Below are 22341 nucleotides of genomic sequence, written 5' to 3'. Positions count from 1 at the left end.
CGTTACTTCTACAATGATTTATTAACCATTGGGGCAACAAGATGCAAACGGAGATTTTAGGCGATATAGAAAGCGTTAACAAACAAGGCAATATCCTCATTATTAAAACAAAAGAAGCGACTGCCCGCATTTGGGTCTATTCCGATTCAATAATCAGGGTTAACGTTAGCAAAGCATTTAATGATGATGACAAGTCCTTTGCCGTTATCCAAAAACCGGGTGATTTTAAATTTGAAGAATCAGCCGATGAGATCGTTATAAAAACTCCTGTTTTACAACTCCATATAAATAAATCTCCATTACGCTTTAACTTTTATACTGCCAATGGCAAAGCATTAAGCGAGGATGATCCGCGCTTCGGCATAAACTGGCAAGGTGATAGGGTAATTAATTATCGGAAGCTTTATAAAGATGAAAAGTTCATCGGGCTTGGCGAGAAAACCGGCAACCTTAACAAACGGGGTAGCAGCTTTGTAAACTGGAATACAGATGCGGCAATGCACGATACCAAGACCGATCCGCTTTATAAGACTTTTCCATTTTTTATCGGCCTGCATAGCGGATTAACCTATGGGTTATTTTTCGACAATACCCACAAAAGCTATTTCGATTTCGGCGCTACAACTGACGATCAAATGAGCTGGTTTGGTGCCGATGGTGGTGACATGAACTATTATTTCTTCGGCGCGCAAAGTGTAGCGCAAATAATAGAGGACTATACCTGGCTCACCGGTCGTATGGAGATGCCGCCGCTTTGGAGCCTGGGTTACCAGCAATGCCGCTGGAGTTATATGAGTGCCGATGAGGTATTGAGTATTGCAGAAAGATTCCGTAAGGAGAAAATCCCTGCCGATGTAATTTATTGCGATATAGATTACATGGATGAGTTTAAGATCTTCACCTGGAATAAGGAAACCTTTCCTGATCCTAAGGCAATGATCGATAAGCTCAAAGCTATCGGATTTAGATTGATAACAATTGTTGACCCCGGTATTAAGATTGAACCAGGCTACAAAGAATATGACGAAGGTGTCGAAAACAACTATTTCGCCACCTATCCAAACGGAGAAAAATACGTGGGTGAAGTCTGGGCTGGCCGCTGTCATTTCCCTGACTTTTTCAGGGAAGATGTTCGTGAATGGTGGGGAGCAGCGTTTACAGCATTAACAGATCCCGGCGTTGAGGGTTTCTGGAACGATATGAACGAACCCGCCGCCTGGGGTCAAAATATTCCGTCGCTGGTAAAATTCGGGGATAAATATATGCCCGAAGTCCGCAACGCCTACGGAATGGAAATGGCACGTGCCACTTACGAGGGCACCAGAAGGGTCATCGGCAACAAACGACCCTTTGTGCTCACCCGCGCTGCTTATGCCGGTACCCAGCGTTATTCGGCGGTGTGGACGGGCGATAACTCCGCTTACGACTCGCATATGTTAATGGGTCAGCGCATGGTAAGCAGTTTGGGGATCACCGGGATGTCGTTAGTAGGCGTTGATAACGGCGGCTTCAGCGAAAATCCAACGCCTGAGCTGATGGTGCGCTGGAATTCGCTGGGCGTGTACACGCCTATGTTCCGCAACCACGCCATGCAAGGCACTGTTATGCGCGAGCCATGGCAATGGGGTAAGAAGAACATGGCCATCATTAAAAAGGATATTGAACAACGTTACCGTTTGCTGCCGTATATCTATTCCGGGTTTTACCAATCGCACAAAACCGGTTTGCCATTGAGCCGTACCCTCGCCATAAATTATACCAACGATGAAAATGGGTACGATGTGAAGTACCATAACCAGTTTCTATTTGGTGATAGCATCCTGGTGGCTCCTGTTGAAAGCACAAAACTTACCGCAGAGGTCTACCTGCCGGCAGGAGAATGGTATCGGCTTAGTACCAGAGAAAAGTTTACCGGGGAACAGAGTATCATTGTAGATGCGCCATTGACTGATTTGCCTGTGTTTATAAAAGCAGGGGCAATTATCCCTATGCAAAACGTAATTCAAAGCACTAATGAAACCGGTAATGGCGTATTGGAGATCAATATCTGGCATGGTAATGAGCCTACCAGCTTTGTTTATTATGAAGATGATGGGTTAAGCTATGATTATGAACAGGGTGAATATTTTAAACGGGAGATCACTTTTGATCCAAATAAAAGAACCATTGAATTTTCAAAAGTGGAAGGAGCGTTTGTTTCCAGGTTCAATAAAATTAAATTAATGGGGTATGGGTTTGAAGAAGCGTCTGTCTCAAAACATAAATTGTATAACAATAGCAACGATGCAATAAAAATTGATTTGTAATTTCAAATCTGGCTCAGCCCCAACAAAAAACCCCGGCTAAATAAATAGCCAGGGCCTTATAGTTTATAATCTCTTAGGAGATCGGGATTATTTTACTTCTTCGAAGTCAACATCTGTAACAGTGTCACCTTCAGCTTGTCCGCCACCTGATGTACCGGCACCGCCTTCAGCACCTGGCTGACCAGCCTGGCCTGCATCACCTGTAGCTTTGTACATCTCTTCAGATGCAACGTTCCAGGCATTGCTTAATTCAGCTTGTGCGGTATCAATATCAGCAAAGTTCTTAGCTGCATAAGCTTCCTTCAATTTGGCTAAGCCAGATTCGATAGGCGCTTTTTTATCAGCAGAGATCTTATCGCCGTATTCTTTCAGTTGTTTTTCTGTCGAGAAGATCAGGGCATCGGCAGCGTTTAGTTTTTCAACTTCTTCCTTTGCCTTTTTGTCAGCATCAGCATTTGCTTCAGCTTCGTCCTTCATCTTTTTGATCTCAGCATCAGTTAAACCTGAAGACGCTTCAATACGGATCTTTTGTTCCTTGCCTGTTGCTTTGTCTTTTGCAGATACGTTCAATATACCGTTCGCATCAATGTCAAAAGTTACTTCAACCTGTGGCACGCCACGAGGTGCAGGTGGCAATCCATCCAAATGGAACCGGCCAATGGTACGGTTTGCAGAAGCAATAGGGCGCTCACCCTGTAATATATGGATCTCAACAGATGGCTGGTTATCAGATGCAGTTGAGAATGTTTCAGACTTCTTGGTAGGGATAGTAGTGTTAGCTTCAATAAGCTTGGTCATTACACCACCCATAGTTTCAATACCTAATGAAAGTGGGGTAACATCTAACAATAACACATCCTTAACTTCGCCTGTTAATACACCACCCTGGATAGCTGCACCAATGGCAACAACTTCATCCGGGTTAACACCTTTCGATGGTGCCTTACCAAAGAATTTTTCAACAGCTTCCTGGATTGCAGGGATACGGGTTGAACCACCTACTAAGATAACTTCGTCGATATCAGAAGTGCTGTAACCAGCGTTTTTCAAAGCTGTTTTACAAGGCTCGATAGTACGTTTTATTAAGCTGTCAGCCAATTGCTCAAATTTAGCCTTTGTTAAAGTTTTAACAAGGTGCTTAGGCATACCGTCAACAGCGGTAATGTATGGCAGGTTAATTTCAGTTTGAGCTGAGCTTGATAATTCGATCTTAGCTTTTTCTGATGATTCTTTTAAACGCTGCAAAGCCATTGGATCTTTACGCAGATCGATACCTTCGTCGCTTTTAAATTCGTCAGCTAACCAGTCGATAATTACCTGGTCAAAGTCGTCACCACCTAAGTGCGTATCACCGTCGGTCGATTTTACTTCGAACACGCCATCACCTAATTCAAGGATCGAAACGTCATGTGTACCCCCACCGCAATCAAATACGGCAATTTTCATATCCTTGTGTGCTTTGTCAAGGCCGTAAGCCAGGGCAGCAGCAGTAGGTTCGTTTATAATACGACGTACTTTTAAGCCTGCAATTTCACCGGCTTCCTTAGTAGCCTGGCGCTGTGCATCGTTAAAGTAAGCCGGTACGGTAATAACCGCTTCAGTAACTTCATGGCCCAAAAAGTCTTCAGCAGTTTTCTTCATTTTCTGAAGAATCATTGCTGAAATTTCCTGTGGGGTATACATACGGTCGCCGATTTCAACACGTGGTGTGTTGTTATCGCCTTTAACCACTTTGTATGGCATCCGTGAAGCCTCTTTAGTAACCTCGTTAAACTGGTTACCCATAAAGCGCTTGATAGATGAAATAGTTTTTGTAGGATTTGTAATAGCCTGGCGTTTTGCAGGATCACCTACTTTACGTTCGCCGTTGTCAATAAATGCTACTACAGACGGCGTAGTACGTTTACCTTCACTGTTAGCAATAACTACAGGCTCGTTACCTTCCATTACTGCAACGCAGGAGTTGGTTGTTCCTAAGTCGATTCCAATTATTTTAGACATATGATTATATTTTCTTGATTGATTGTTTGTATTACCAGCTATTTAACAAGGGTTGTGCCAATTTGGATTTGGCAGGGAAAATAATAGACATACCGACAAACAAGATTATTCCGTCAGCTATTAACGACAGCGTGGTGACAGGTTGGCAGAAAACAACATCTCAATTTCCGTCATTCACCCAGAGCAGTATTATGGTAAAAGTGCTCTTACCCATACTTCCTTTCGCCGTAGAATTACCCTTGAAGGATTAAAGAACGAAATAAATGCCAGCAGTAAAAAGCCAACACAGGTGATATTATAGCAGCGTATTTCTGGTGTCATTAACCATAAACTTACAGCAATAATTTTAAATTATTGTTATCAAGATGCACTTACAAAACAAAGCAATTGCTGCCGGGCCCACCCCGGCAGCAATTATTTTATTCGATACACTAAAAAATATCAAAGCATGGGTCGGTTGGCGGCTCGCACGTATGTGTTGTCCCCGGACATTGGGCAAGCCCGGTACAACAACCCAGTGAATAAGCATTGCCATTTTGCCCTTGAACCGCGCAGCCGGGGAATTTTCCGCCCTGAACTGCCTTCATTTCGCTTTTTGAAAGTGGTTTTCCTAAGTTAGAATTCATAAAATTAATTTTGATTTTTCGGCCCTGGTTTTTAAAGAGGTACAAAGCTCACTACCTTTTGCTGCTGATCTATATAGTTTAGGGGATCAATCAAATAAAAGATGAAATGGCCCAAGGCAAGAAAGACAGATGAATGTGATTGTTGCGTTTAGGTTATGATAAAACTACAAATACTTATCTGATAAAACAAAATTTTATATACCATTTAATTTAAATAATCTCCCCGAAAATTCAAGCAAAATAAACCTATATCCGTCACCTTTTACTAGTTAGCAACCGATGCTTATATATTATCTATATTTGCTGAATAAATAAACGCCTCTGTTACTTAAAACATCAAACTGGCAAATTACCTTGCCTGGAATTGCATAACAATTAGCCATCCCAAAAGGCTAAATCTTTAATCAAGAAATTGAACTGACTTTTTATTGTTATTAAATTCAAAAATCAAATGTTTTTTATCGAATCAGAAAGGTTACGGATGATTCCGTTAACACGTGAATTATTAAAGTTGCTGCACACCAATAGGAATGACATGGAACAAGCGCTGGGCCTAAACCCGTCAAACCCCCAAATAAGTGAATTTTATAAGAAGGAGATTGACGATGCCATGATCAACTTCTGGCTGCCGAAAACCCTGGCGAACCCGAAAGCTTATAAATGGTATACCAACTGGGAGATCATCTTAAAGAGCACTAACACCGTCGTAGGCGGAATGGGCTTCTCTGGTGACCCAAACGAAGAAGGGGAAGCCGAAACAGGCTACATGATAAACGAGCAGCATCAAAACAAGGGATACGCAAGCGAGGCTTTGCAATTATTGTCAGGATGGGCATTTATGGATAAAAATGTTAAGGCAATCATCGTACATACCTATGCAGACAATTTGCCTTCAAGGAGAATATTGGCTAAGTGCGGATTTAAGGAAGTTTCGACTGACGCCGAAGGCTTGATGAAATTCAGGCTTATTAAAGATTAAAAGTTAAAATCCCATAAAACAAAGAATGCCCCGCTTTGCAGCGGGGCATTTCCTTAATAATTAGATTTATTTGGATTTAAAATTATTCTCCTTTTTCTGCATTTTCTTCATTTGCAGCAGGCGCTTCCGGAGCTTCAGTTTCAGCAGCAGGAGCTTCAGCAACCGGTGCCTCAGCTACGGGAGCAACTTCAACTACTTCTTCTGCTACAGGAGCAGCAGCTTTAGCTTTTGATGAACCACCACGACGACGTGTTGATTTCTTTTCAGCTTTAGCAACATCATTACCGTAAACAGTGTTGTAATCTACTAATTCAATCATTGCCATTTCAGCGTTATCACCTAAACGATTTTCAAGTTTGATGATACGGGTGTAACCACCCGGGCGGTTAGCAATTTTCTCAGCAACTTCGCGGAACAGGATAGTAACTGCATCTTTATCCTGCAGGTAGCTAAATACTGTACGACGTGAGTGCGTAGTATCGTTTTTTGATTTTGTAAGGATTGGCTCAACATAACCGCGTAAAGCTTTTGCTTTTGCTAATGTTGTAGTAATGCGCTTATGTAAGATAAGCGAGGTGGCCATGTTGCTCATCATCGCCTTGCGGTGACTGTTTGTGCGGCCTAAGTGATTAACTTTTTTTCCGTGTCTCATTGTATTTTGTTGTTTGTGGCACGTGCATACCGTCGGACGGCGTTACCGTCAAGTCCTCGGAATTATGCAAATACTCAGTTGTTAATTTGAGTGGTGAGTAGTGAGATCGCCTCACTATACTGCTCGATTATTATATAAAAAATTAGCGATTAAAGTTTCAGAACTAATCTCTGACCTCTAATCGCTAATCTCTAATTATTCTTCGTCTAACTTGAATTTCGACAGGTTCATACCAAAAGATAATCCTTTTGATTTAACCAGGTCCTGAATTTCAGTTAATGACTTTTTACCAAAGTTTCTGAACTTAAGCATATCTGCAACGTCGTATGAAACTAAGTCAGCCAGGCTGCGGATGTCGGCAGCTTTAAGGCAATTTAATGCACGTACAGAAAGATCAAGGTCAACCAATTCAGTTTTAAGGATCTTACGCATGTGTAAAATTTCCTCATCAACTTCCTTAGTTTCTTCCTTAGCCTGTGCTTCAAGCATCATGTTCTCATCGCTGAACAACATAAAGTGCTGGATAAGGATCTTAGCAGCTTCTTTAAGTGCATCTTCAGGATGAATAGAGCCATCAGTGGTAATATCCAGAACTAATTTCTCATAGTCTGTTTTTTGTTCCACACGATAGTTCTCGATAGTATATTTAACGTTTTTGATAGGCGTATAGATCGAGTCGATAGCTATTACACCTACGTTAGCGTCAGGATTTTTGTTTTCTTCACTTGGAACGTAGCCACGGCCTTTACTTACTGTAAGCTCAATTTCAAGCGTTACTGAAGAATCCATGTTACAAATAACAAGATCAGGATTTAAAACTGTAAAGTTATTTGAGAATTTGGTGATGTCACCTGCATTAAAAGCGTCCTGGCCATTAATGATAACAAATATCTTTTCGCTGTCGCCAGATTCACCTGTTTTCTTAAACCTAACTTGTTTAAGGTTAAGTATAATTTCGGTAACATCTTCAACAACACCTTTAATGGTTGAAAACTCATGCATCACGCCTGAAAAACGAACAGATGTGATCGCATAACCTTCAAGTGATGAAAGTAAGATACGACGCAGAGCATTACCAATGGTTATACCGAAGCCTGGTTCTAACGGACGAAACTCAAACGTGCCATCAAAATCAGTTGATTTCTGCATGATAACCTTGTCTGGTTTTTGAAATGCTAAAATTGCCATTTATATCTTTTATTTATTGTTTACTAATTGAAATGATTTAAACCACAAAAAGATTGGCAGAATCTGCCAATCATAATGCGGATAAGTATCGTTATTATTTTGAGTACAACTCGACGATAAGGTTTTCCTTGATATTTTCAGGGATCTCATCGCGATTTGGATAGTTAAGGAATTTGCCTGTTAAATTGGCAGCATCCCATTCAAGCCAGCTGTATTTGTTAATTCTGCGGCCAGCCACTGAATTTGCAATTGCCTCTAATGATTTTGATTTTTCGCGAACTGCGATAACGTCACCTGCTCTTAAAGCATAAGATGCAATGTTTACAACCTCGCCGTTAACAGTAATGTGCTTGTGGCCAACTAACTGGCGTGCACCTGAACGGGTTGGGGAAATACCTAAACGGTATACTGCGTTATCTAAACGGGCCTCTAAAAACTTCAATAAGTTTTCGCCTGTGATGCCTTCTTTAGCGGAAGCGCGGTGAAACAAGTTTTCGAACTGACGCTCTAATACACCGTAAGTGTACTTAACTTTTTGTTTCTCCATCAACTGGGTTGAATACTCTGATTGCTTTCCTCTTCTTTTGGAAGCACCATGCATACCCGGTGGGTAATTTTTTCTTTCTAACGCCTTATCCGGACCGAAGATCGGCTCACGGAAACGGCGCGCAATTTTGGATTTTGGTCCTGTATATCTAGCCATTTTTGTGTGGTTTTTAAAGTATCAAACAGCCCGCAGCTGTCGAATCTTAGCTTTAAAAAAATTGTTAATTAAACTCTTCTCCTTTTTGAAGGGCGGCAACCGTTATGCGGAAGCGGTGTAATGTCTTTTATAGTAGTTACTTCGATACCTGCAGTCTGCAAAGTACGGATTGCTGATTCACGACCAGCACCCGGGCCTTTTACAAATACTTCAACCTTGCGTAAGCCTAAATCATAGGCAACTTTACCGCAATCAGAAGCAGCCTGACCGGCAGCATACGGAGTATTCTTTTTTGATCCTTTAAAACCCATTTTACCTGCAGACGACCATGAAATAGCCTGGCCTGTTTTGTTGGTAAGGGTAATGATGATGTTGTTGAAAGTAGCGTTGATGTGTGCCTCGCCAACCGACTCGACAATTACAATACGCTTTTTGGTTACTTTTTTGGTCTTAGCCATTTTCTTTAATTATTTTATTAATGAATTACTGAGTTAGCGAATAACCCGGACCCATTAATGAGTTATATAATCAGGTAATCCTAATGACGAAGTGCAGAAACTAATCTCTGTCCTCCAATCACTAATCACTATTTAGTAGCTTTCTTCTTATTAGCAACTGTCTTACGTTTTCCTTTACGGGTACGTGAGTTGTTCTTAGTACGCTGACCACGCAAAGGCAAACCTTTACGGTGACGGGTACCACGGTAGCAACCTATATCCATTAAACGCTTAATGTTCAACTGAACTTCTGAACGCAATGAACCTTCAACCTTGATCTGATCGTTAATTATACCACGGATGATAGCTAATTGATCATCATTCCAATCTTGAACCTTCGTATCAAAATCAATTCCAGCTTCAGTCAAAATTCTTTGAGCTGTTGAACGGCCAATACCGTAAATGTAGGTTAGGCCAATCTCGCCTCTTTTATTCTTTGGTAAATCAATACCTGAAATCCTTGCCATATTTTTTGTTTGTATTTTTACGCAATAACCGAACGGCGGGCCACCGTTGTACGAATTACTACAATTTCTTTAATTATCCCTGACGTTGTTTAAACTTAGGATTCTTTTTGTTGATCACATAAAGTTTCCCGTTGCGACGGATGATCTTGCAATCAACGCTGCGTTTTTTAATGGATGCTCTAACTTTCATCTCGTTTATTATTTATATCTATAGGTTATTCTACCCTTTGTTAAATCATACGGACTCATCTCCAGTTTAACCCTGTCGCCAGGTAAAATTTTGATGTAGTGCATCCGCATTTTCCCGGATATATGCGCAATAATCTCATGACCATTTTCCAGTTCAACCCTGAACATTGCATTTGATAATGCCTCCCGAATTGTTCCGTCTTGTTCAATCGATGATTGTTTAGCCATATTTTATTGATTATTACTTAATTATCCGCCCTAAAACCGGGATGCAAAATTAATAAAAATATTTTAATTATTATTTTTTTCTTTTAAAACATTATCTACGTAAGAAAATGTCGAAAGTATATCGGGTTGCCCCTTTCTGACAGCAACCGTATGCTCATAATGAGCGGATGGCTTACCATCAATGGTTGATACTGTCCATCCATCGTCCCAAAACTTAACCCTTGCTTTACCTGCGTTAATCATCGGCTCAATAGCAATCACCATTCCTTCCTCCAACTTCACACCTGCTCCGCGTTTACCGTAGTTAGGTACTTCGGGCTTCTCGTGCAGCTCTAAACCCACACCATGTCCAACCAGCTCCTTAACCACACCATAACCATGCCTTTCAGCATGCTCCTGTACGGCGTAACCTATGTCACCAACACGCATTCCAGCTACTGCTTTCTGAACACCAAGATCAAGGCATTCACGCGTAACACGCATCAGGTTCTTTGCGGTATCGCTAACCTCGCCAATGGCAAAGGTAAAAGCAGAATCACCAAAGTATTTATTCAGGATCACCCCGCAATCAACTGATACTACGTCGCCATCGGTAAGCACATGCTTACCCGGGAAACCGTGTACCACCTGGTCATTCATCGAGATACACAATGAATAAGGGAAGCCGTGGTAGTTTAAAAATGCAGGAACCCCTCCGTTGTCACGGATAAAGGTTTCTGCAAGTTTGTCTAATTCGATTGTTTTAATACCCGGACGGATTACCTTCGCAATCTCTCCAAGCGTTTTGGAAACAAGTAAAGAACTTTCTCTTATTAGTTCTATCTCCTCGATAGACTTATAATGAATCTTTGACATGTTAAATTATCAGATAACAGGCTGGCTTGTTCCATCCGCTGACGGGATAGCCGTACGCCCTTTAATTCTTCCTGTTTTCATTAAACCATCATAATGGCGCATTAACAGGTGGCTTTCAATTTGCTGTAGCGTATCCAAAACAACACCCACTAATATAATTAATGAAGTACCGCCAAAGAAACGGGCAAACGATGGTGACACACCTACAAGACTGCCTAAAGCCGGGATAACTGCTATAATAGCAAGTGCTATAGAACCAGGTAAGGTAATTCTTGAAATTACACCATCAATAAAGCTGCCGGTATCTCTTCCTGGTTTAACACCCGGAATAAAGCCGCCATTCTTCTTCATATCATCGGCCATTTGGTTTGGATTAACCGTGATTGCCGTATAGAAGTAAGTGAAGATAATGATCAGGAATGCAAACAATAAATTGTGTCCCCATGCCGTAACATCAGATAATGACATTAATATGCTGTTCGACGCCAATTTAGGAGCAAGCTGCTGAATGGTTGTAGGAATGAACATGATAGCCTGGGCAAATATGATCGGCATTACCCCTGCTGCATTTACCTTTAAAGGAATATACTGGCGAACGCCACCGTATTGCTTGTTACCAACTATCCGCTTTGCATACTGAACTGCAATTTTACGGGTTCCCTGTACAATAAGCACAGTAAACATTACCACTGCAATAAGCGCTACAATTTCAACTATGAACGTTACCAATCCACCAGCACCTGATGTGCGTGACTGGAACTCTGTTAAAAATGCACCGGGAAGTGCTGATATAATACCCACCATGATGATGAGTGAAATACCATTTCCAATACCTTTATCAGTGATCTTTTCACCTAACCACATCACAAACATGGTACCTGCTGTTAATACACACATATTCAAAATAGTGAAATATGGGTTAGCAAGCTCCATTTGCTCAGCAGAGATCTGTGACCTTAAGTAAGCGATAGCCTGCACTGCAGTAATACCGATTGTAAGGTAGCGCGTCCACTGATTGATCTTGTTCCTACCGCTTTCACCCTCTTTTTGCAACTTGGCAAAATAAGGAACAGCAATACCCAATAGTTGCACCACAATGGAAGCAGAAATATATGGCATCACACCCAATGCAAAAATTGAGGCTCGTGAAAACGATCCTCCTGCAAACAGATTAAGCAAACCGGCCATGCCTTCTTTATTCTGCTGCGTATTAAGCGAGTTGTAATTAACACCCGGCAGAACCACGAAAGCGCCTACACGGTATATTAAAAGAAATAAGAGTGTGTTAGTAATACGCACTCTTAAATCATCGATTTTCCAAATATTGGATAATGTGGTGAAAAATTTCTTCATCGAAAAATTATAGCTTAACTATGGTACCACCTGCTGCTTCGATAGCTTTTTGAGCGGTAGCAGTAAATGCATGGGCTTTAACTTCTAATTTGGCTTTCAGTTCGCCACGGCCTAATATTTTAACAAGGTCGTTACGTGATGCCAATCCGTGCTCTTTCAGTGTATCAAAATCAACTGATGATAAAGAATATTTCTCAGTTAATGCCTGTAACACATCAAGGTTTACACCAGTGTATTCAACACGGTTAGGGTTTTTAAAGCCAACCTTAGGTACACGGCGCTGTAATGGCATCTGGCCACCTTCGAAACCAACCTTAGTGCTGGTACCTGAACGCGAACCGGCGCCTTTATGGCCACGGGTTGATGTTCCGCCACGGCCTGAACCAGTACCACGGCCAATTCTTTTTCTATTTTTAGTAGAACCTTCTGCAGGTTTTAGATTACTTAAATTCATGATATTAAATATTTTCTACCGCTACCAGGTGATTAACTTTTTTAACCATACCGATGATAGCTGCAGTAGCTTCAACTTCTACACTGTGGTTGATCTTTCTTAAGCCCAGGGCCTCAACCGTACGTTTTTGGCGCTCACTTCTGTCGATCACGCTTTTAATCTGGGTTATTTTGATTTTTGCCATGACAGATTATCCGTTAAATACTTTACCTAAACTAACGCCGCGTTGTTGTGCTACGGTATAAGCATCACGTAATTGTGATAATGCCGATACAGTTGCCTTAACCACGTTGTGCGGGTTTGATGAACCTTTTGATTTTGCCAATACGTTGTGGATGCCGGCTGATTCTAATACAGCACGCATTGCACCACCAGCAATTACACCGGTACCGTTCGCAGCTGGCTTGATGAAAACAAAACCACCTGAAAATTTACCGATCTGCTCGTGAGGTATAGTGCTGTTGATAATAGGAACCTTTACAAGGTTCTTTTTAGCATCATCAATACCTTTAGCAATAGCTTCAGTAACTTCTTTAGCTTTACCCAAACCGTAACCTACAACACCGTTCTCATCACCCACTACCACAATGGCACTGAAGCTGAATGTACGGCCACCTTTGGTTACTTTGGCAACACGCTGTATGCTTACCAAGCGGTCTTTTAATTCGATCTCGCTTGTTTTTACTCTTTTTATGTTGATTGTTGACATTTCTCTTTTCGATTAAAAGTTTAAACCACCTTCACGTGCACCTTCAGCCAATGATTTAACACGACCATGGTACAAATAACCGTTCCTGTCGAAAACCACATCCTTAATGCCTGCTGCAATTGCTTTTGATGCAACCAGTTTGCCAACGGCAACCGACTGATCAATTTTAGTGCCTTCTGCTGCAGTAAAATCTTTTGATAATGATGAGGCAGACACTAATGTCTTTCCGGTCACATCGTCAATGATCTGTGCGTAGATACCTTTATTGCTTCTGTATACTGACAGGCGCGGACGTATTGAAGAACCTGAAAGGCGCTTCCTGATCCCCATCTTAATCCTGTCTCTTCTTGATAATTTTGCTCTAGCTGCCATGACGATTATTTTTTAGATGCTGATTTACCTGCTTTTCTTCTCAATACTTCGCCAACAAACTTGATACCCTTACCCTTGTAAGGCTCTGGTGCACGTAACGAGCGGATCTTCGCTGCTACCTGGCCAATAAGTTGTTTATCGATAGACTCTAAAATGATGGTAGGGTTTTTACCCTTCTCAGCAGTTGTTGAAACTTTTATTTCTTTTGGTAATTCGAAAACATAGTGGTGAGAATATCCCAATACTAAATCTAATGTATTACCTGTATTGGTTGCGCGGTAACCTACACCAACTAATTCCTGCTGGATTGTGTAACCGGCAGTTACGCCTACAACCATATTGTTGATCAATGCACGGTATAAGCCGTGTAATGCTTTATGACGCTTTTGATCAGAAGGGCGTTTTACAACCAGATTTCCTTCTTCCTGTTCAACAGTGATATCACTGTCAACAGCCTGATGCAACTCACCTTTAGGGCCTTTTACGGTAACAACATTATCTGCTGATACTGTAATTGTAACTCCCTGTGGTAGTGCTATAGGTGATTTTCCTACTCTTGACATTGCTTAATTTCCTCCTATTAATATACGTAGCATAAAACCTCACCGCCAACATTCTGTGCGCGTGCTTCTTTATCGGTCATTACACCTTTAGAAGTCGACAGGATGGCGATACCTAAACCATTTAATACTCTTGGCATATTATCCATGCCTGCGTATTTCCTCAAACCTGGTTTACTGATGCGTGCAATGCTGCGGATAGCAGAAACTTTAGTTATCGGGTGGTATTTCAAAGCTACCTTGATGGTGCCCTGAGGACCATTATCCTCAAACTTAAAATTAGCAATGTAACCTTTGTCGAAAAGCACCTTAGTGATTTCCTTTTTCAGATTTGATGCAGGAATTTCAACAACCCGATGGTTGGCCTTAATAGCATTCCTTACTCTTGTAAGATAATCTGCGATTGGATCTGTATTCATTTTATTGTGTTATGATAGTGGTTTCCTTCCGGTAACATCCCGGGCGACCTTCTATCGGTTAATTCATTATAGTTAATCAGAGAATAGAAACCAGAGGTTAGTTGTTTTCCTAATCTCTGGTTTCTATTCTCTAATCGCTGTTTACCAGCTTGCTTTCTTTATTCCGGGGATCTTTCCTGCCAGTGCCATATCACGGAATGTAACACGTGATATACCAAACTGACGCATGTATCCACGCGGACGGCCTGTTAATTTACAACGGTTATGTAATTTAACCGGTGATGACGCTTTTGGTAATGCATCTAATGCTGCATAGTTTCCTTCAGCTTTAAGGGCCGCTCTTTTCTCAGCGTATTTAGCTACTAATTTAGCGCGTTTAATTTCACGTGCCTTTACACCTTCTTTAGCCATTGTTAGTTGGAGTTTGATTTTTAAATGGTAAACCAAATTGTTTCAGTAACTCTAATGCTTCAACATCGTTGGTAGCTGAGGTTACAAAGGTAATATCCATACCCTGGATTTTATTGATCTTATCGATATTTATCTCAGGGAAAATGATTTGCTCAGATACACCTAAAGTATAGTTTCCACGTCCGTCAAAACCTTTATCGTTAATGCCTTTGAAGTCACGGATACGTGGCAGGGCAACAGCAATTAAACGGTCAAGAAACTCATACATTGTATTATCACGTAAGGTAACACGTACGCCGATAGGCATGTTTTTACGTAATTTAAAGTTTGAAATATCTTTCTTTGATTTTGAAGATACAGCCTGCTGACCTGTAATAGTGGTCAATTCGGTAATAGTACTTTCAATAAGCTTTTTATCAGTAGTAGCACCACCAACACCCTGGTTGATAGCGATTTTCTCAAGCTTAGGAACCTGCATTACGCTTTTGTACTGAAATTTATCTTTCAGTGCAGTACGAATTTCGTCCTTATACTTCGTTTTTAATCTTGGTACGTATTCCATTACTTAATTTCCTCTCCTGATATTTTTGCAAATCTTACTAATTTACCTGCATCGTTTTTCCTGCGGCCAACGCGGGTTGCCTTTCCTGATTTAGGATCGATCAGCGCCAGGTTTGAAATTGCGATAGCAGCTTCCTGCTTAACAATTCCACCGTTAGGTTTTGCTGCATTAGGCTTTGTATGTTTTGATACCATATTGGCACCTTCAACAATAGCGCGGCCTTTTTCTAATATTACTTCTAATATCTTACCTTCTGATCCTTTTGAATCGCCGGCTATAACCTTTACCAGATCGCCTTTTTTGATCTTTAATTTGGCAGGTTGTATGTGTTGTTTCTTTTCCATTATTACAATACCTCCGGTGCTAATGATACAATTTTCATAAATTGTTTTTCACGTAACTCTCTTGCTACCGGGCCAAAGATACGGGTACCTCTTGGCTCATCCTGGTTGTTTAACAAAACAGCGGCATTGTCATCAAAACGAATGTAAGAACCATCCTTACGACGGATCTCTTTTTTAGTTCTAACTACTACAGCTTTTGAAACGGTACCTTTTTTAACGTTGCCTGATGGCAAAGCGCTCTTTACGGTAACTACTATCTTATCGCCGATTGATGCATACCTTTTACCGGTACCACCTAACACACGGATAACTAAAACTTCTTTAGCACCGCTGTTGTCAGCTACATTTAATCTTGATTCCTGTTGTACCATCTTATTTAGCCCTTTCTAAAATTTGAACTAATCTCCAGTTTTTGTTCTTGCTCAGCGGGCGGGTTTCCATAATCAATACGGTATCGCCTACACCACAAGTATTGGCTTCATCATGAGCCATAAATTTGGTAGTCTTCTTAACGAATTTACCGTAGATAGGGTGTTTCACTTTACGCTCAACGGCAACCACGATAGATTTTTCCATCTTGTTGCTAACTACCAGGCCGGTACGAGTTTTTCTTAAATTTCTTTCCATTTTTCCCGATGCTTAATTTATTCAGAAGCTGCCGCCGATTTGCGCTTTGTTAACTCCGTAGTTAAGCGGGCGATGTCCTTACGTACCTTTGTGATACGGGTAGGGTTTTCAATAGCAGAAACCGCATGTGCAAATTTCAGTTTGGTAAGAGTTGCTCTCTCCTCGCTGACCCTGGCAACCAATTCTTCAGTTGACAACTCCAAAATTTCTGAGTTCTTCATTTTATTTAACTGTTTGTGTTATATTGAAGAGGTTATAAAAGTTACCTGTTGTACTAAACGTATTACAACACATTTATAACGTTCATTTTTATTTATGCTTCTACGTAATCTCTACGTACTATAAATCTTGTTTGCACAGGCAATTTTTGTGCTGCCAGGCGCAGTGCTTCTTTAGCAACATCTAAAGGCACACCTTCGGCTTCAAAAATGATCCTTCCGGGGCGTACTACCGCTACCCAGTACTCAGGAGCACCTTTACCTTTACCCATACGTACTTCTGCCGGTTTTTTGGTTACAGGCTTGTCAGGGAATATCCTGATCCACACCTGGCCTTCACGTTTCATAAAACGTGTAACAGCAATACGTGCAGCTTCGATCTGGCGGCTGGTGATCCAGGCCGGCTCGAGTGATTTTATACCGAAAGATCCGAATGAAAGCTCAGCGCCACGACTGGCGTTACCTTTCATTTTGCCTTTTTGCATCTTTCTGAACTTCGTTCTTTTTGGCTGTAGCATTTTCTTAAGCTTTTATATCGTTACGATATATTTTTTCTACTCTAATTATTATCTCTTTCCTGGACCACCCGGGCGATTTCCGCCTGGACGGCTTCCTCCGCCTTGTCCACCGGGACGATTACCGCCCTGGCCCGGACCACCACGACGATCACCGCCTGGTTTCCTGTCGCCTCTGCGTTCGCCACCGCGCTCACCGCCTCTTTCGTTGCCGCCACGACCGCCGAAGCCTGCCGCGCCGCCTTCAGGGCGTCCACCTTTACCGCTTGCGCTGCTTGCGCCGCCAATGTTTGGTGATAAGTCGCGTTTGCCGTAAACCTCGCCTTTGCAAATCCAAACCTTAACACCTATTTTACCATAGGTAGTTAATGCTTCAGCTAATGCATAATCGATGTCTGCACGGAAAGTATGTAGTGGAATTCTTCCTTCCTTATATTGTTCTGTACGTGCCATTTCAGCGCCACCTAAACGGCCTGATGTCATAACCTTTATTCCTTCAGCACCCATTCTCATGGTTGAAGCAATAGTGGTTTTCATTGCACGACGGAATGAAATACGAGCTTCAAGCTGTTTTGCTATGCCTTCAGCAACTAGTTGTGCATCAAGCTCCGGACGTTTGATCTCAAATATGTTGATCTGAACTTCCTTCTTAGTCAATTTCTTTAACTCTTCTTTTATCTTGTCAACTTCCTGGCCACCTTTACCTATAACAATACCCGGACGGGCAGTGTGTATAGTTACAGTGATGCGTTTCAGTGTGCGTTCTATAACTACCTTTGATACACCACCTTTTGAGATACGTGCTGAAAGATATTTACGGATCTTTTCGTCTTCAACTAATTTGTCGGCATAATGATTGCCACCGAACCAATTAGAATCCCAACCTCTGATGATTCCTAATCTGTTACCTATTGGATGTGCTTTCTGTCCCATTTCAAATTAATTGTTGTCGTTTTTACTGTCTACCACCAAGTGTACATGGTTTGAGCGTTTGCGGATACGGTATCCTCTTCCTTGCGGAGCAGGACGTAACCTTTTTAGCTGACGACCACCACCTACTGACACCTCTTTTACATATAAGTCGCTGTCTTCAACACGCTTGCCTTCGTTTTTTGCTTCCCAGTTTTTGATGGCTGATAACAAAAGCTTTTCAACGCGTATTGCAGCTTCTTTATTTAAGAACTTAAGGGTATATATCGCTTTCTCAACGTTCATACCGCGGATAAGGTCAACCACCAAACGCATTTTACGCGGTGAGGTAGGGCAGTTCTGTAATTTGGCAACAGATGCACCACCAACCTGCAATTTTGCAGCTTCCTTTTGCTGTCTGATTAGTACAGACTTTTTAATTTTTGTTGTTGCTTCCATGCCTTATTTTTTCTTTTCTGCGTGACCACGGAATGTACGTGTTGGTGCAAACTCTCCCAGCTTGTGTCCAACCATGTTTTCTGTTACGTACACAGGGATAAATTTATTTCCGTTGTGTACTGCGAATGTATGACCAACGAAATCCGGAGAGATCATGGAGCGCCTTGACCATGTTTTTACAACCGATTTCTTATTTGAATCATTCAGAACCATAACTTTCTTGTCAAGGTTATGATCGATGTAAGGTCCTTTTCTAATTGAACGTGCCATTGTTATTTCTTCCTTCTTTCAATGATATAACGATCCGATGTTTTCTTTTTGTCACGAGTTTTGTAGCCTTTAGCTAATAAACCTTTACGTGAACGTGGGTGACCACCTGAGGCCCTGCCCTCGCCACCACCCATAGGGTGATCTACCGGGTTCATGGCTACACCACGAACTCTTGGCCTGCGGCCTAACCAGCGTTTACGGCCGGCTTTACCTAACACAGCGTTTGCTCTGTCGCCATTTGAAACTGTACCGATAGTAGCCAGGCAAGTTGCCAGGATCATACGGGTTTCGCCTGAAGGCAATTTTATAATAGCATATTTGCCATCACGTGCTGAAAGCTGTGCGTAAGTACCTGCACTGCGTGCAATAGTACCGCCCTGACCCGGGTTCAATTCAATATTGTGAATAATAGAACCCAATGGGATGGTTTTTAACGGTAACGTGTTACCAACTTCAGGAGGAGCTGTTTCGCCCGATAAAACGGTCTGTCCAACTACTAAGCCTGCAGGGGCTATCATATATCTTTTTTCTCCGTCAACAAAATGTAACAGTGCTATACGTGCAGAACGGTTAGGATCGTACTCGATAGTTGCAACCTTTGCAGGGATATCAAATTTATTACGTTTGAAATCAATTAACCTGTAGGCTTGTTTATGGCCACCACCTAAATAGCGCATGGTCATTTTACCGCTGTTGTTACGTCCGCCTGATCTTGTGTTAGATGAAACAACCAACGATTTTTCAGGAACGTTTGTTGTGATATCTGACGTATCAGTATCTATACGGAAGCGGGTACCGGGCGTAACCGGTTTAAATCTTTTAACTGCCATCTCTTTATTTATATACCGCTATAAAAATCAATTACTTCTCCGTCTTTCAACGTAATAACCGCTTTTTTATAAGTTGCAGCACGACCGCTAACGGCGCCTGCTTTGGTATTGCGGGTCTTAAGTTTTCCAACGTATTTCATAGTGTTTACAGCTTTCACGTTAACACCATACATAGCCTCAATGGCTCCTTTGATCTGAATTTTGTTAGCTCTGTGATCAACTTTGAAAGCATAACGATTAAGCTTCTCTGTTAATTGAGTTACTTTTTCAGTAAGTAAGGGTTTCTTTAAAATTTCCATAATTACTTAGCTAATGCTTCCTCCAAAGTTTTAAGAGCACCTGTTGTTAAGATCAGCTTACCTGCGTTTAACACATCATAAGTGTTTAACTGGTTTGCTAAAATAACCTTAGTTCTTTTCAGGTTTCTGCTTGATAAATAAACATTGTTATTTGCAGCGCCTAATACTAAAAGTGTTTTTACATCACTAACATTAAGATCTGCGGTAAGCTGTATGTAGCTTTTAGTTTTGACAGTATCAAAAGTAAAATCTTCTACAACTACTATGCTGCTGTCTTTCGCTTTATATGATAAAGCTGAATTGCGGGCCAGTGATTTAAGCTTCTTGTTTAACTTGAAGCTGTAATCGCGCGGCTGCGGACCGAATACACGGCCACCACCATTAAACAATGGAGATTTTACGCTACCTGCACGGGCACCACCAGTACCTTTTTGCTTATATAATTTGCGGGTTGAACCTGCAATTTCGTTACGCTGTTTTGATTTGTGTGTACCCTGACGCTGGTTAGCTAAATACTGCTTAACATCAAGATAGATTGCGTGATCGTTTGGTTCAATACCGAATACGGACTCAGGAAGTTGCACCTTGGCACCTGTTTCTTTACCTGATACATTTACTACGTTAACTTCCATCTTATTTATCCACTATTACGAATGAACCCTTAGCTCCTGGGATGGAACCTTTAACAACCAACAGATTCTGCTCTGCAAACACCTTCACAACCTGTAAGTTTTGAACCTTAACACGTTCACTACCCATGTGGCCAGCCATACGCATACCTTTAAATACACGTGAAGGCCATGATGAAGCACCCAATGAACCCGGCGCACGTAAACGATTGTGCTGACCGTGAGTTTGCATACCCACACCACCAAAACCGTGACGTTTTACCACACCCTGGAAACCTTTACCTTTTGATGTACCAACTACATCAACAAAATCACCGATCTCGAAAATATCTACAGAGATAGTATCTCCTAGTGCTTTTTCGTCCGTGAAAGTTTTGAATTCAACCAGCTTACGTTTTGGTGTAGTGCCGGCTTTCTGGAAGTGACCTTTTAAAGGACCTGAAGTGTGCTTTTCTTTTTTCTCGCCATATGCAAGCTGTACTGCTGCATATCCGTCGGTTTCAACAGACCTGATCTGTGTTACCACACAAGGGCCAGCTTCGATTACTGTGCAGGGGATATTTTTCCCTGTTTCATCGAAAATGCTGGTCATTCCTACTTTTTTACCAATAATTCCTGACATTTTCTTTTTAGTTTGCGTCCATCGAAGCAGTAGGGCTTCGTTCAAGACAAATAATATTCCCCCGTAAGGGACGGCAAAGATAGAACTTTTACATTAATTGTCAAATAGTTAATGAGTTATTTTTTTATATTTTATTTAGAGGGAGATTTGGAGGAGAAAATGTGAAGTTTATAAAGATAAATAGCACTTTAATTGGCGGCATCTATTATAAACAGTTGGTTCGGGATAGCCATTTTCGATTTAAACTCGTATCTACCTTTCAAGATCTGCATAAAAAATAGTTACCCGCCTTGTGTCTTTTGGAAAATTCCTCCAATATTTTATCTTTACCTTATGAAATCTCTATACAGCCTGCTTATCATTTTATTAATTGTGACGCAATCATCGGCTCAAAACACAGGCACTCCGGATACTACTAAAAAGTTAATTTTTACAGCCATTGAAAAAGTTCCAGAGTTCCCGGGTGGAATGCAGGGGTTCGGACTTTATTTAAGCAAAAATATTAAATATCCAGATGTTGCCCGATTGATAGGCATCAATGGAAAACTTCGTTTATCTTTTGTAGTTGACAGAGACGGCAGCATAACCGATGTTACGCCATTAAACTGTATTGGTGCTGGCTGTGAAGCGGAGGCAGTTAAGCTATTGGAGCAATGTCCTAAATGGAGCCCAGGCGTTCAGAACAGCAAGCCGGTTAGGGTTGCATATAGCATCCCTATATCCTTTACAGCAAATCAGGGTAAAGTTTTAATGCAAAACCTCCGCAAATCCGGCTATGGCTTTGTTTTTAATGTGAAAGGCACCTTATATACTATTGATGAGGCTGAAAAAATCATCGGCGATTCCTTTATGTCGCAGCAAGTGGATATCGCAGAGCCTTTTTTTAATTATAATAAGATTACAAAATTCGATATGCCTGATAAGAAGGAAGTTTACTTAATCATCATTAAATCGACATGAGATTAACAATCATTTAATCAAACGCAAGAAATGATCGTTGCCCAAACTTACCTTTAGATTAGCTTCAACAAGAATTAATATGTTATTATTATTGTTGAAGCTTTCTTTTTGCTTCTTTTTCTTTGTTA

At 41.3% G+C, this 22341-nt stretch carries 34 protein-coding genes; 3 read left to right on the top strand and 31 right to left on the bottom strand.

Translation table 11 applies throughout. The features are described from left to right. Positions 1-41 precede the first annotated feature (41 nt). Positions 42-2306, top strand: coding sequence for a glycoside hydrolase family 31 protein (locus tag KXD93_RS29135; RefSeq protein WP_258141082.1), 2265 nt, complete (start codon positions 42-44; stop codon positions 2304-2306). Positions 2307-2393: 87 nt separating this feature from the next. On the opposite strand, the gene dnaK is transcribed toward KXD93_RS29135, so the two are convergent. Both dnaK and KXD93_RS29125 read right to left on the bottom strand, forming a co-directional pair. Continuing rightward, positions 2394-4307, bottom strand: coding sequence for a molecular chaperone DnaK (gene dnaK, locus KXD93_RS29130; RefSeq protein WP_373417382.1), 1914 nt, complete (start codon positions 4305-4307; stop codon positions 2394-2396). A gap of 431 nt (positions 4308-4738) precedes the next feature. Next, positions 4739-4933, bottom strand: coding sequence for a hypothetical protein (locus tag KXD93_RS29125; protein ID WP_258141081.1), 195 nt, complete (start codon positions 4931-4933; stop codon positions 4739-4741). Between the two features lie 451 nt (positions 4934-5384). On the opposite strand from KXD93_RS29125, the gene KXD93_RS29120 reads away from it, so the two are divergent. Continuing rightward, complete coding sequence (locus KXD93_RS29120; RefSeq protein WP_258141080.1) at positions 5385-5912, top strand: GNAT family N-acetyltransferase; 528 nt, start codon at positions 5385-5387, stop codon at positions 5910-5912. An 82-nt stretch (positions 5913-5994) separates the two neighbouring features. Here the strand turns inward: KXD93_RS29120 and rplQ are convergent, their stop codons facing one another. The 29 genes from rplQ to rplC all read right to left on the bottom strand — a co-directional run bounded on the left by rplQ (position 5995) and on the right by rplC (position 21253). Beyond that, entirely contained in the window at positions 5995-6564 is a 570-nt protein-coding gene (rplQ, locus tag KXD93_RS29115) for a 50S ribosomal protein L17 (protein WP_258141079.1), read from the bottom strand. Positions 6565-6759: 195 nt separating this feature from the next. After that, entirely contained in the window at positions 6760-7752 is a 993-nt protein-coding gene (locus KXD93_RS29110; RefSeq protein WP_258141078.1) for a DNA-directed RNA polymerase subunit alpha, read from the bottom strand. A 94-nt stretch (positions 7753-7846) separates the two neighbouring features. After that, positions 7847-8455: a 30S ribosomal protein S4 gene (gene rpsD, locus KXD93_RS29105; protein WP_258141077.1), complete on the bottom strand. Its 609-nt coding sequence runs from the start codon at positions 8453-8455 to the stop codon at positions 7847-7849. A gap of 68 nt (positions 8456-8523) precedes the next feature. After that, a complete protein-coding gene (gene rpsK / locus KXD93_RS29100; protein WP_158995336.1) occupies positions 8524-8913 on the bottom strand; it encodes a 30S ribosomal protein S11 in 390 nt (129 codons plus the stop codon). Between the two features lie 128 nt (positions 8914-9041). Further along, on the bottom strand, positions 9042-9419 hold the full coding sequence (gene rpsM, locus KXD93_RS29095; RefSeq protein ID WP_258141076.1) for a 30S ribosomal protein S13: 378 nt from the start codon (positions 9417-9419) through the stop codon (positions 9042-9044). Positions 9420-9492: 73 nt separating this feature from the next. Further along, the gene (rpmJ, locus tag KXD93_RS29090; protein WP_082855993.1) at positions 9493-9609 is read right to left on the bottom strand and encodes a 50S ribosomal protein L36; all 117 of its coding nucleotides are present in this window, start codon (positions 9607-9609) and stop codon (positions 9493-9495) included. Positions 9610-9617: 8 nt separating this feature from the next. After that, a complete protein-coding gene (infA, locus tag KXD93_RS29085; RefSeq protein ID WP_022833270.1) occupies positions 9618-9836 on the bottom strand; it encodes a translation initiation factor IF-1 in 219 nt (72 codons plus the stop codon). Between the two features lie 63 nt (positions 9837-9899). Beyond that, positions 9900-10691: a type I methionyl aminopeptidase gene (gene map, locus KXD93_RS29080; protein ID WP_258141075.1), complete on the bottom strand. Its 792-nt coding sequence runs from the start codon at positions 10689-10691 to the stop codon at positions 9900-9902. 9 nt (positions 10692-10700) lie between these two features. Next, positions 10701-12044, bottom strand: coding sequence for a preprotein translocase subunit SecY (gene secY, locus KXD93_RS29075; protein WP_258141074.1), 1344 nt, complete (start codon positions 12042-12044; stop codon positions 10701-10703). 7 nt (positions 12045-12051) lie between these two features. Next, positions 12052-12498: a 50S ribosomal protein L15 gene (gene rplO / locus KXD93_RS29070; RefSeq protein ID WP_258141073.1), complete on the bottom strand. Its 447-nt coding sequence runs from the start codon at positions 12496-12498 to the stop codon at positions 12052-12054. A 4-nt stretch (positions 12499-12502) separates the two neighbouring features. Further along, positions 12503-12682 (bottom strand): 50S ribosomal protein L30, encoded by a 180-nt coding sequence (gene rpmD, locus KXD93_RS29065; protein WP_073405778.1) that lies wholly within the window; start codon positions 12680-12682, stop codon positions 12503-12505. A gap of 6 nt (positions 12683-12688) precedes the next feature. Continuing rightward, the gene (gene rpsE, locus KXD93_RS29060) at positions 12689-13207 is read right to left on the bottom strand and encodes a 30S ribosomal protein S5 (RefSeq protein WP_094572244.1); all 519 of its coding nucleotides are present in this window, start codon (positions 13205-13207) and stop codon (positions 12689-12691) included. A gap of 12 nt (positions 13208-13219) precedes the next feature. After that, positions 13220-13579: a 50S ribosomal protein L18 gene (rplR, locus tag KXD93_RS29055; RefSeq protein ID WP_258141072.1), complete on the bottom strand. Its 360-nt coding sequence runs from the start codon at positions 13577-13579 to the stop codon at positions 13220-13222. A 5-nt stretch (positions 13580-13584) separates the two neighbouring features. Then, positions 13585-14142 carry a 50S ribosomal protein L6 gene (gene rplF, locus KXD93_RS29050; protein WP_258141071.1) on the bottom strand — a complete coding sequence of 186 codons (558 nt, stop codon included), beginning with the start codon at positions 14140-14142 and terminating at the stop codon, positions 13585-13587. 17 nt (positions 14143-14159) lie between these two features. After that, entirely contained in the window at positions 14160-14558 is a 399-nt protein-coding gene (gene rpsH, locus KXD93_RS29045; protein ID WP_258141070.1) for a 30S ribosomal protein S8, read from the bottom strand. A 141-nt stretch (positions 14559-14699) separates the two neighbouring features. Then, on the bottom strand, positions 14700-14969 hold the full coding sequence (rpsN, locus tag KXD93_RS29040; RefSeq protein ID WP_258141069.1) for a 30S ribosomal protein S14: 270 nt from the start codon (positions 14967-14969) through the stop codon (positions 14700-14702). Then, entirely contained in the window at positions 14962-15531 is a 570-nt protein-coding gene (gene rplE / locus KXD93_RS29035) for a 50S ribosomal protein L5 (protein ID WP_258141068.1), read from the bottom strand. The genes rpsN and rplE overlap by 8 nt, the downstream gene beginning before the upstream one ends. Continuing rightward, a complete protein-coding gene (gene rplX / locus KXD93_RS29030; RefSeq protein ID WP_258141067.1) occupies positions 15531-15875 on the bottom strand; it encodes a 50S ribosomal protein L24 in 345 nt (114 codons plus the stop codon). The genes rplE and rplX overlap by 1 nt, the downstream gene beginning before the upstream one ends. Before the next feature lie 2 nt (positions 15876-15877). Further along, positions 15878-16246: a 50S ribosomal protein L14 gene (rplN, locus tag KXD93_RS29025; RefSeq protein WP_073405786.1), complete on the bottom strand. Its 369-nt coding sequence runs from the start codon at positions 16244-16246 to the stop codon at positions 15878-15880. Between the two features lies 1 nt (position 16247). Beyond that, positions 16248-16502: a 30S ribosomal protein S17 gene (gene rpsQ, locus KXD93_RS29020; RefSeq protein ID WP_129876199.1), complete on the bottom strand. Its 255-nt coding sequence runs from the start codon at positions 16500-16502 to the stop codon at positions 16248-16250. 17 nt (positions 16503-16519) lie between these two features. Then, a complete protein-coding gene (gene rpmC, locus KXD93_RS29015; protein ID WP_252788403.1) occupies positions 16520-16723 on the bottom strand; it encodes a 50S ribosomal protein L29 in 204 nt (67 codons plus the stop codon). A 92-nt stretch (positions 16724-16815) separates the two neighbouring features. Continuing rightward, on the bottom strand, positions 16816-17238 hold the full coding sequence (gene rplP / locus KXD93_RS29010) for a 50S ribosomal protein L16 (RefSeq protein WP_073405789.1): 423 nt from the start codon (positions 17236-17238) through the stop codon (positions 16816-16818). A gap of 48 nt (positions 17239-17286) precedes the next feature. Further along, a complete protein-coding gene (gene rpsC / locus KXD93_RS29005; protein WP_258141066.1) occupies positions 17287-18168 on the bottom strand; it encodes a 30S ribosomal protein S3 in 882 nt (293 codons plus the stop codon). A gap of 6 nt (positions 18169-18174) precedes the next feature. Further along, complete coding sequence (gene rplV, locus KXD93_RS29000; protein ID WP_258141065.1) at positions 18175-18603, bottom strand: 50S ribosomal protein L22; 429 nt, start codon at positions 18601-18603, stop codon at positions 18175-18177. Positions 18604-18606: 3 nt separating this feature from the next. Beyond that, positions 18607-18873 carry a 30S ribosomal protein S19 gene (rpsS, locus tag KXD93_RS28995; protein WP_073405792.1) on the bottom strand — a complete coding sequence of 89 codons (267 nt, stop codon included), beginning with the start codon at positions 18871-18873 and terminating at the stop codon, positions 18607-18609. A gap of 2 nt (positions 18874-18875) precedes the next feature. Beyond that, on the bottom strand, positions 18876-19703 hold the full coding sequence (gene rplB / locus KXD93_RS28990; RefSeq protein WP_258141064.1) for a 50S ribosomal protein L2: 828 nt from the start codon (positions 19701-19703) through the stop codon (positions 18876-18878). 8 nt (positions 19704-19711) lie between these two features. Next, positions 19712-20002 (bottom strand): 50S ribosomal protein L23, encoded by a 291-nt coding sequence (gene rplW / locus KXD93_RS28985; protein WP_258141063.1) that lies wholly within the window; start codon positions 20000-20002, stop codon positions 19712-19714. Between the two features lie 2 nt (positions 20003-20004). Continuing rightward, the gene (gene rplD / locus KXD93_RS28980) at positions 20005-20634 is read right to left on the bottom strand and encodes a 50S ribosomal protein L4 (RefSeq protein WP_258141062.1); all 630 of its coding nucleotides are present in this window, start codon (positions 20632-20634) and stop codon (positions 20005-20007) included. Position 20635: 1 nt separating this feature from the next. Next, a complete protein-coding gene (rplC, locus tag KXD93_RS28975) occupies positions 20636-21253 on the bottom strand; it encodes a 50S ribosomal protein L3 (RefSeq protein ID WP_258141061.1) in 618 nt (205 codons plus the stop codon). 333 nt (positions 21254-21586) lie between these two features. Between rplC and KXD93_RS28970 the strand changes: the two genes are divergently transcribed. Then, on the top strand, positions 21587-22213 hold the full coding sequence (locus KXD93_RS28970) for an energy transducer TonB (RefSeq protein WP_258141060.1): 627 nt from the start codon (positions 21587-21589) through the stop codon (positions 22211-22213). The last annotated feature ends 128 nt before the right edge of the window (positions 22214-22341 follow it).

This window comes from Mucilaginibacter phenanthrenivorans, assembly GCF_024721155.1.
Classification (GTDB): Bacteria; Bacteroidota; Bacteroidia; order Sphingobacteriales; family Sphingobacteriaceae; genus Mucilaginibacter; species Mucilaginibacter phenanthrenivorans.
Note: the sequence above shows the minus strand (reverse complement) of the source record. Positions and strands in the feature narration are given on the sequence as shown.

Coding starts and splice junctions, on each gene's coding strand:
- KXD93_RS29135 (WP_258141082.1), top strand. CDS start 42: ATGCAAACGGAGATTTTAGGCGATATAGAAAGCGTTAACAAACAAGGC.
- dnaK (WP_373417382.1), bottom strand. CDS start 4,307: ATGTCTAAAATAATTGGAATCGACTTAGGAACAACCAACTCCTGCGTT.
- KXD93_RS29125 (WP_258141081.1), bottom strand. CDS start 4,933: ATGAATTCTAACTTAGGAAAACCACTTTCAAAAAGCGAAATGAAGGCA.
- KXD93_RS29120 (WP_258141080.1), top strand. CDS start 5,385: ATGTTTTTTATCGAATCAGAAAGGTTACGGATGATTCCGTTAACACGT.
- rplQ (WP_258141079.1), bottom strand. CDS start 6,564: ATGAGACACGGAAAAAAAGTTAATCACTTAGGCCGCACAAACAGTCAC.
- KXD93_RS29110 (WP_258141078.1), bottom strand. CDS start 7,752: ATGGCAATTTTAGCATTTCAAAAACCAGACAAGGTTATCATGCAGAAA.
- rpsD (WP_258141077.1), bottom strand. CDS start 8,455: ATGGCTAGATATACAGGACCAAAATCCAAAATTGCGCGCCGTTTCCGT.
- rpsK (WP_158995336.1), bottom strand. CDS start 8,913: ATGGCTAAGACCAAAAAAGTAACCAAAAAGCGTATTGTAATTGTCGAG.
- rpsM (WP_258141076.1), bottom strand. CDS start 9,419: ATGGCAAGGATTTCAGGTATTGATTTACCAAAGAATAAAAGAGGCGAG.
- rpmJ (WP_082855993.1), bottom strand. CDS start 9,609: ATGAAAGTTAGAGCATCCATTAAAAAACGCAGCGTTGATTGCAAGATC.
- infA (WP_022833270.1), bottom strand. CDS start 9,836: ATGGCTAAACAATCATCGATTGAACAAGACGGAACAATTCGGGAGGCA.
- map (WP_258141075.1), bottom strand. CDS start 10,691: ATGTCAAAGATTCATTATAAGTCTATCGAGGAGATAGAACTAATAAGA.
- secY (WP_258141074.1), bottom strand. CDS start 12,044: ATGAAGAAATTTTTCACCACATTATCCAATATTTGGAAAATCGATGAT.
- rplO (WP_258141073.1), bottom strand. CDS start 12,498: ATGAATTTAAGTAATCTAAAACCTGCAGAAGGTTCTACTAAAAATAGA.
- rpmD (WP_073405778.1), bottom strand. CDS start 12,682: ATGGCAAAAATCAAAATAACCCAGATTAAAAGCGTGATCGACAGAAGT.
- rpsE (WP_094572244.1), bottom strand. CDS start 13,207: ATGTCAACAATCAACATAAAAAGAGTAAAAACAAGCGAGATCGAATTA.
- rplR (WP_258141072.1), bottom strand. CDS start 13,579: ATGGCAGCTAGAGCAAAATTATCAAGAAGAGACAGGATTAAGATGGGG.
- rplF (WP_258141071.1), bottom strand. CDS start 14,142: ATGTCAAGAGTAGGAAAATCACCTATAGCACTACCACAGGGAGTTACA.
- rpsH (WP_258141070.1), bottom strand. CDS start 14,558: ATGAATACAGATCCAATCGCAGATTATCTTACAAGAGTAAGGAATGCT.
- rpsN (WP_258141069.1), bottom strand. CDS start 14,969: ATGGCTAAAGAAGGTGTAAAGGCACGTGAAATTAAACGCGCTAAATTA.
- rplE (WP_258141068.1), bottom strand. CDS start 15,531: ATGGAATACGTACCAAGATTAAAAACGAAGTATAAGGACGAAATTCGT.
- rplX (WP_258141067.1), bottom strand. CDS start 15,875: ATGGAAAAGAAACAACACATACAACCTGCCAAATTAAAGATCAAAAAA.
- rplN (WP_073405786.1), bottom strand. CDS start 16,246: ATGGTACAACAGGAATCAAGATTAAATGTAGCTGACAACAGCGGTGCT.
- rpsQ (WP_129876199.1), bottom strand. CDS start 16,502: ATGGAAAGAAATTTAAGAAAAACTCGTACCGGCCTGGTAGTTAGCAAC.
- rpmC (WP_252788403.1), bottom strand. CDS start 16,723: ATGAAGAACTCAGAAATTTTGGAGTTGTCAACTGAAGAATTGGTTGCC.
- rplP (WP_073405789.1), bottom strand. CDS start 17,238: ATGCTACAGCCAAAAAGAACGAAGTTCAGAAAGATGCAAAAAGGCAAA.
- rpsC (WP_258141066.1), bottom strand. CDS start 18,168: ATGGGACAGAAAGCACATCCAATAGGTAACAGATTAGGAATCATCAGA.
- rplV (WP_258141065.1), bottom strand. CDS start 18,603: ATGGAAGCAACAACAAAAATTAAAAAGTCTGTACTAATCAGACAGCAA.
- rpsS (WP_073405792.1), bottom strand. CDS start 18,873: ATGGCACGTTCAATTAGAAAAGGACCTTACATCGATCATAACCTTGAC.
- rplB (WP_258141064.1), bottom strand. CDS start 19,703: ATGGCAGTTAAAAGATTTAAACCGGTTACGCCCGGTACCCGCTTCCGT.
- rplW (WP_258141063.1), bottom strand. CDS start 20,002: ATGGAAATTTTAAAGAAACCCTTACTTACTGAAAAAGTAACTCAATTA.
- rplD (WP_258141062.1), bottom strand. CDS start 20,634: ATGGAAGTTAACGTAGTAAATGTATCAGGTAAAGAAACAGGTGCCAAG.
- rplC (WP_258141061.1), bottom strand. CDS start 21,253: ATGTCAGGAATTATTGGTAAAAAAGTAGGAATGACCAGCATTTTCGAT.
- KXD93_RS28970 (WP_258141060.1), top strand. CDS start 21,587: ATGAAATCTCTATACAGCCTGCTTATCATTTTATTAATTGTGACGCAA.